The organism is Dietzia sp. SLG310A2-38A2, from assembly GCF_014145095.1.
In the GTDB taxonomy this organism is placed as follows: domain Bacteria; phylum Actinomycetota; class Actinomycetes; order Mycobacteriales; family Mycobacteriaceae; genus Dietzia.
The window spans coordinates 1-5460 of the sequence record NZ_JAALDX010000285.1; the positions used below are offsets into that span (position 1 = coordinate 1).

Consider the following 5460-nt stretch of genomic DNA (forward strand, 5'->3'; position numbering starts at 1 on the left):
TGTCGATCTGGTCGACCATCTCACCCCGGCCGGCACCCAGGCGGTCGACCGGACGAGCGCCGACGTGTCCGCCGCCGACGTCGACGTCCTGGTCCTGCCGGGCGGCGTCGCCAACCCGGACGCCCTGCGCCGGGACCAGCACGCGGTCACCCTCGTCCGCGAGATGGTCGAGGCCGGCAAGCCCGTCCTGGCCATCTGCCACGCGCCGTGGGTCCTGATCGAGGCCGACGTCGTCCGCGGGCGCCGCGTCACCTCCTACCCGAGCCTGCGCACGGACCTGGCCAACGCCGGTGCCGACTGGGTGGACGAGGAGCTGGTCAGCTCGGACGGCGTCTTCACCAGCCGCAACCCCGACGATCTCCCCGCCTTCTGCGACGCCCTCCTGGGAGCTATCCGCGGAGTGGACTAGGGCACCCGGGACCGGTCGGGCGCAGCGACTATGGGGGTGAGGATGTGATCGGCGTCTACGTCCACGACCGCGGGCGTGGTCATCTCCACCGCGTGCTCCCCGTGATCGGCGCACTGCGGGAGCGGGGCCTCGACGTGACGATGCTGATCGCAGGACAGATCGACGACGCGCTCCTCCCGCAGGGGACCCGGGTCGTCCACCTCCCCGCCGAGACCGGGGACCGGGAGTCTCCGGAGGAGATCACCCTCGACGCCCGTCGCGTGGCTGTCGCGTGGATGGACCGCGCCAAACCCCGCGCGTTCTGGGTCGACTCCTCGCCCGCCATGTCGTTGGCCGCACGGATGACCGGAATCCCGATGGTCAGCACCCTGCCTCCCGGAGTGAGGGAGGACGAGCCCCACCTGCTGCGGGTCCGTGCGGCGGAGCGCCTGATCGGGGCGTGGCCCCCGGGCGTGCACCAGGCCACACTGCGGCGGACCGAGAGCCCGGTGGCGGAGATCGGCGGCGTGTCCCGGTTCGAGCGTCGGGACCGTGAACCACGGGATCGTCCTCGGCCCCGGGTGGTCCATCTGAACGGCTCCGGGACGGGTGGTGACCACAGGTTCTGGCGGGCGGTCAGGACCACCGCTCGCGATCTCGGGGTGACCGAATGGCTGGAGATCGGCGGCCCGGACGGGTCGTGGCACGAGGACCCGTGGCCCGAGCTGTGTTCTGCGGACGTGGTGGTAACCGGGGCCGGACAGGCGTCCGTGGCCGACGCCGCCTGTGCCGACGTCCCACTGGTGGTGGTCCCGAGCCGCCGCCCGTACGGGGAGCAGGACGCCACGGCCGACGCCCTCGACGGGATGCCGGGGGCCTCCGTGATGCGCTACGGCAACGGCCCGACGGCCGTCGCCCGGGCGGTCACGGAACAGGTCGACCGCTTCCGCGACGGGGAGTCGACCGGGATCAGATCGTGGTGGGGTGTCGACGGAGCGGCCTCCCGGGCGGCCGAGGTGATCCGGGCCGTCACGACAGGACTCGCCAGGTGACGAGGTACGGCCGGTGCCGCATTGCCGAATTCTCACTTCCGCGAAAATGTTGCTGACTAAGCAAGCGGCAGAGGCGTTTTCAGGTAGTTAGGCACGCCTTGGTGTATTGGTTTCCGCTTGACCTCTCCCTGTCGGCTGACAGGATGGAGTCAACCGCGTTCTGAACAATCAGGGCTCATGGCAGAGCACTTCAGCGTCGCGGGAAGGAGGCGCCGTGCCCAGATACAGGAACCTCGAACCCACTGCGGAGTTCTGGTCGTGGCGGGACGATGCCGCCTGCATTGATCTCGAAGACCTGTTCTACAGCGCAGAGGACGAATCGAAGGGCGAACGCCGTCGCAAGGAGGAGAGGGCCAAGGCCGTCTGTCAGGGCTGCCCGGTGTTCGACCCCTGTCGGCAGTTCGCCATGGAATCGAAGGAACTGTACGGGGTCTGGGGTGGGACGACCGAGTCCGAACGGCACGCCATGGCGGGCCGACACCGGACCGGCTGACACCGGCCGACCCCGCGGAGGCTAGAGACTCTCCCGCGGGGTCGCCTCATGACCCGTGTTGCCCGCGGACCGGTTCCGCTCCTTGAGTTCCGCCTCATAGACGTGGCGACGCCCGTCGGTGACCTCGTCCCGGACGGCCTTGCTGACCTCTCGGGCAGTGGTCCAGAACCCGTCGTCGAACTCCTCGACCATCTGGAACGTCCACCGCCCGTGGAGGACGTTCACCCCGACCATCTCGGTCCGGATCAGCTCCGCGAGTTCGGTGCGGCCGGCCGCGTCCAGCTGGTCTGCGGCCTGCTGGTAGAGGATGTCCGCCCGCCCGATGAGCTGGTGCAGGTCATAGAGGTGCCCCCGGGCCCGCTCCACGTACTCCAGTGCCTCGGTGGCGGTGCCTGCGGCCTCCACCTCGGCGTCGGTCGCGCCGGGCGGACGGCGGTGTGCCTCATCCACGCTCGGCGTCCGGTCTCCGCTGGCAGCCCCCTCGTCCCCCCGGTCCTCCTCCACCGTCAGACCGTGCGGGTCAGGCGCCGGAGCTGATTCGGGTCGGTCCGGTGCTTGAGAGCGGTGACCAGGCCTGACCGGGGCCCCTGGTGATCGTTGTAGGTCCGCGGCTCGCCCTCGAACATGCGCTCTGACCTGGTTTCCGGCGCGTCGTCCGTGGAGGCCTTGAGGAAGCGGTTCGGCAGCGAGAGCTTGGCGATCGTGCGCCACGACTGCCAGTACTGCTTGTACAGCGGGCCCGTCGTGTACGGCAGATCCCAGCGCCGACACACGTCCTGGACCTTCTCGGAGATCTCGCCGTACCGGTTGGACGGGATGGTGGGGAAGAGGTGGTGCTCGATCTGGTACGAGAGATTGCCCGACATGAAGTGGGTGAGCTGGCTGCCGGTGAAGTTGGCGGAGCCGAGCATCTGACGCAGGTACCACTGCGCCTGGGTCTCCTCGGAGAGATCCTCGAGCGTGAACTTGTCCGCACCGTCCGGGAAGTGCCCGCAGAAGATCACGGCGTTGGACCACAGGTTCCGGATGACGTTCGCGGTCGCGTTGGCCGACATCGTCGACTTCCAGTTGGGGCCCGACAGGAGCGGGAACCACACGTAGTCCTTGCCCACCTGGCGGCGGGCCTTGCGCAGGAACTGCCCGATGCGCCGTTTCTGCTCCGCCCGGCCGGACGAGTTGATGGTGCCCGGCGCGATCTCGAGGTGCTGGACCCCCACGCCCCACTGGAAGGTGAACGCCAGGATCGTATTCCACACCACGTTCAGCGAGTACGCCGGATTCCACGGCTGGTCTCGCGTCACGCGGACCACGCCGTACCCGACGTCGTCGTCCATCCCGATGATGTTGGTGTAGGTGTGGTGATGGTGGTTGTGGGTGGCCTTCCAGTGCTCGGAGGTGCCCACGATGTCCCACTCCCACGTGGTGGAGTGGACCTCCGGATCGTTCATCCAGTCCCACTGCCCGTGCATCACGTTGTGCCCGAGCTCCATGTTCTCGATGATTTTGCCCGCGCCCAGCATGGCGGTGCCCAGGAGCCAGGCCGGGCGGTACCCGGAGAAGAGGAGAACGACGCGGGCGCCGGAGACGAGGCCGCGCTGGAGCTTGATGGTGTCCTGCACGTATCGGCGGTCGGACTCGCCGAGCGAATCCACGACCTCCTGGCGGATCGCGTCGAGTTCCTCACCGATCGTCTCGACGTCCTCGGCGGAGAGATGGGCGTATTCCTTCACGTCTGATATCGCCATGTATAGACCGTACGGAGCGGGCTGCCGGTTGTCGACCGTTCCGTCGTGACGCCGTGTTAACCGATATCGCGTCCTTCTGTGCCTATGATCCTGTGATGGCACTCGTCGAGATCTCAGGCGTGAACAAACACTTCGGTGACTTCCAGGCGCTCAAGGACATCACCATGTCCATCGATCAGGGAGAGGTCATCGTCGTGATCGGCCCCTCGGGCTCGGGTAAGTCGACGCTGTGCCGCGCGATCAACAGGCTCGAGACCTTCGAATCGGGCTCGATCACGATCGATGGCAAGGAGCTGCCCGAGGAGGGCAAGGCACTCGCCAAGCTCCGCGCGGACGTCGGCATGGTGTTCCAGTCGTTCAACCTGTTCGCCCACAAGACGATCCTCGAGAACGTGACCCTCGGGCCCATCAAGGTGCGCAAACAGTCCAAGGCCGTCGCGGAGAAGCGCGCGATGGAGCTGCTCGAGCGGGTCGGTGTGGAGCACCAGGCGGCCAAGTACCCGGCACAGCTGTCGGGTGGTCAACAGCAGCGCGTGGCCATCGCCCGGTCCCTCGCGATGGACCCCAAGGTCATGCTGTTCGACGAGCCCACCTCCGCCCTGGATCCGGAGATGATCAACGAGGTCCTCGACGTGATGACCGGGCTGGCCAAGTCCGGGATGACCATGGTCGTGGTGACCCACGAGATGGGATTCGCTCGCAAGGCCGCCGACCGCGTCATCTTCATGGCCGACGGGGAACTGGTCGAACAGGCGACCCCCGAGGACTTCTTCACCAATCCGCAGAGCGCGCGTGCGAAGGACTTCCTCTCCAAGATCCTGACCAACTGAGGCGGTTCGGGCCAGTAGTTCCACCCCCACCGACCTCCCATCCCAGAGCCGCATTCCCACAGATCTCCACCCACCCATTTCACGAGGAGCACACATGAACTTCCGACGGATCGGATCGGCCGCAGCGGCGGTCACACTGGCTCTCGGCCTGGCCGCGTGCGGGAACGACGACGGTGGCGAGAACCAGCTCCGGATCGGCATCAAGTACGACCAGCCGGGCCTCGGGCTGAAGGAGGGCAACGACTACACCGGACTCGACGTGGACGTGGCCACCTACGTGGCCGAGAAGCTCGGCACCCCCGCCGAGGACATCGACTGGGTCCAGGCGCCGAGCGCGCAGCGCGAGACCCTCCTCGAGACCGGACAGGTGGACATGATCGTGGCCACCTACTCGATCACCGACTCCCGCAAGGAGAAGGTCGACTTCGCCGGACCGTACTTCATCGCCGGTCAGGACCTGCTGGTCCGCGCGGACGACGACAGCATCACCGGGCCGGAGTCGCTCGACGGCAAGCGCCTGTGCTCGGTCTCCGGGTCGACCTCCGCCCAGAACGTGCAGGAAGAGGTCCCGGGGGTCAACCTCCAGGAGTTCGGCACCTACTCCGAGTGTGTCTCGGCGCTGGTGTCCAACGCGGTCGACGCGCTCACCACGGACGACACGATCCTCGCGGGTTACGCCGCCCAGGACCAGTACCAGGGCCAGCTCAAGGTGGTCGGCTCCCCCTTCTCCGAGGAGCTCTACGGAATCGGTATCCAGAAGGGCGACACGGAGAAGTGCGAGCAGATCAACGAGGCCATCCGCGAGATGATCTCCGACGGCAGCTGGGACACCGCCGTGGAGGAGAACCTCGGGCCGGCCGGCTTCACGCCGGGTGAGGGCAACCCGCCCAACCCGGAAGCATGCGCCTGATCTGACCAGTCATCCCCTCCGCGCCACCGGTGAACGGTGGCG

General features: G+C 67.5%; 7 protein-coding genes. 5 read left to right on the top strand and 2 right to left on the bottom strand.

All coding sequences use genetic code 11. The annotated features are described in order from the left end of the window. From G6027_RS10475 to G6027_RS10485, 3 genes are all read left to right on the top strand, one after another. On the top strand, positions 1-409 hold a 409-nt coding region (locus G6027_RS10475; protein ID WP_182637126.1), incomplete at its 5' end, for a DJ-1/PfpI/YhbO family deglycase/protease. 44 nt (positions 410-453) lie between these two features. After that, entirely contained in the window at positions 454-1440 is a 987-nt protein-coding gene (locus G6027_RS10480) for a glycosyltransferase (protein ID WP_182637127.1), read from the top strand. 214 nt (positions 1441-1654) lie between these two features. Further along, complete coding sequence (locus G6027_RS10485) at positions 1655-1933, top strand: WhiB family transcriptional regulator (RefSeq protein WP_179523730.1); 279 nt, start codon at positions 1655-1657, stop codon at positions 1931-1933. Positions 1934-1954: 21 nt separating this feature from the next. Here G6027_RS10485 and G6027_RS10490 read toward each other — a convergent pair whose 3' ends face one another. Together G6027_RS10490 and G6027_RS10495 are read right to left on the bottom strand one after the other, a co-directional pair. Next, entirely contained in the window at positions 1955-2383 is a 429-nt protein-coding gene (locus tag G6027_RS10490; protein WP_182637128.1) for a hypothetical protein, read from the bottom strand. 56 nt (positions 2384-2439) lie between these two features. Next, a complete protein-coding gene (locus tag G6027_RS10495; RefSeq protein WP_182637129.1) occupies positions 2440-3678 on the bottom strand; it encodes a fatty acid desaturase in 1239 nt (412 codons plus the stop codon). Positions 3679-3773: 95 nt separating this feature from the next. On the opposite strand from G6027_RS10495, the gene G6027_RS10500 reads away from it, so the two are divergent. Both G6027_RS10500 and G6027_RS10505 read left to right on the top strand, forming a co-directional pair. Next, positions 3774-4508 (top strand): amino acid ABC transporter ATP-binding protein, encoded by a 735-nt coding sequence (locus tag G6027_RS10500; protein WP_182637130.1) that lies wholly within the window; start codon positions 3774-3776, stop codon positions 4506-4508. A 94-nt stretch (positions 4509-4602) separates the two neighbouring features. Beyond that, positions 4603-5418 carry a glutamate ABC transporter substrate-binding protein gene (locus G6027_RS10505; RefSeq protein ID WP_182637131.1) on the top strand — a complete coding sequence of 272 codons (816 nt, stop codon included), beginning with the start codon at positions 4603-4605 and terminating at the stop codon, positions 5416-5418. Positions 5419-5460 lie beyond the last annotated feature (42 nt).